This is a genomic window from Paenarthrobacter nitroguajacolicus, assembly GCF_007786235.1.
GTDB lineage: Bacteria > Actinomycetota > Actinomycetes > Actinomycetales > Micrococcaceae > Arthrobacter > Arthrobacter nitroguajacolicus_A.
Genome location: NZ_VNFK01000050.1, coordinates 1 through 979, shown reverse-complemented (window position 1 = coordinate 979; position 979 = coordinate 1). Strand labels below are relative to the sequence as shown.

Sequence of the window (979 nt, the reverse complement as noted above, 5' to 3'; positions counted from 1 at the left end):
CCTGCCCACCGGCTGAACGATCCCGCTCTGGGCGGTGGCGCGCTGCTGGAATGCTTCTTTATCGAAAAGATCGCCAACGCGTAGACCGCGACGAGCAACTTTATCTTCGTAAGCTGGACCGATACCACGACCCGTTGTACCGATAGCTTTAGCGCCACGAGCGATTTCACGCGCGTTGTCGATAGCAATATGGTACGGAAGAATTAGAGGACAAGCTTCAGAGATGAAAAGACGTTCACGTACTGGAATACCGCGATCTTCAAGAGGTTTCATTTCTTTAAGAAGTGCGTCAGGTGATAATACTACACCGTTACCGATAACACATTTAACGTTATCGCGTAGGATACCTGATGGAATTAAGTGAAGAACGGTTTTTTCACCGTCAATTACAAGTGTATGACCTGCATTGTGACCGCCTTGGTAGCGAACCACGTATTTTGCATCTTCAGTTAAAAGGTCAACGATTTTACCTTTACCTTCGTCACCCCATTGGGTGCCTAGAACAACTACGTTATTTCCCATCTTTCCAATTTCTGTTGCTAATTAAAAATGGATTCTAGCACCGAATCACACTTCTTGCAGTCACTTTTTGTTCATAATCGACAAGGCTGTTCAAAAACAAATCAGTGAGAACTCAGGGCGGAACCGTAAAGATACTGATATCATTGTATTTTTATAAATATAGGGCAGTGTCATGTCTCATTCAATTTGGCTCGCAATTGGGCTTGTTCTTATCGTAGAGGGGCTTGGTCCCTTGATTGCACCAAACGGTTGGAGAAACATGGTTGCCCAGCTCAGCCAACAACCAGACTCTCAACTGCGCCGTATTGGCGGCTGTCTTGTTGTTGCTGGAGCGGTTATCGCTTTCATGACCCACGGCTAACCCTCCTTCTAGAAACCTACTCGTTATTTCCGAAACCTTGCCGGTACAAGTAAGAGGTTGACGCACTCACTAACGGGAACGTCGTCGTACCCAACC

2 protein-coding genes are annotated in these 979 nt (G+C 46.5%); one reads left to right on the top strand and one right to left on the bottom strand.

Features of this window, described 5'->3' with window-relative positions:
- A partial coding sequence (locus FQP90_RS22940; protein ID WP_208760066.1) for an adenylosuccinate synthetase occupies nt 1–522 on the bottom strand: 522 nt, incomplete at its 3' end.
- Nucleotides 523–694: 172 nt separating this feature from the next.
- Between FQP90_RS22940 and FQP90_RS23905 the strand changes: the two genes are divergently transcribed.
- Nucleotides 695–883 (top strand): DUF2065 domain-containing protein, encoded by a 189-nt coding sequence (locus FQP90_RS23905; protein ID WP_017073482.1) that lies wholly within the window; start codon nt 695–697, stop codon nt 881–883.
- The last annotated feature ends 96 nt before the right edge of the window (nt 884–979 follow it).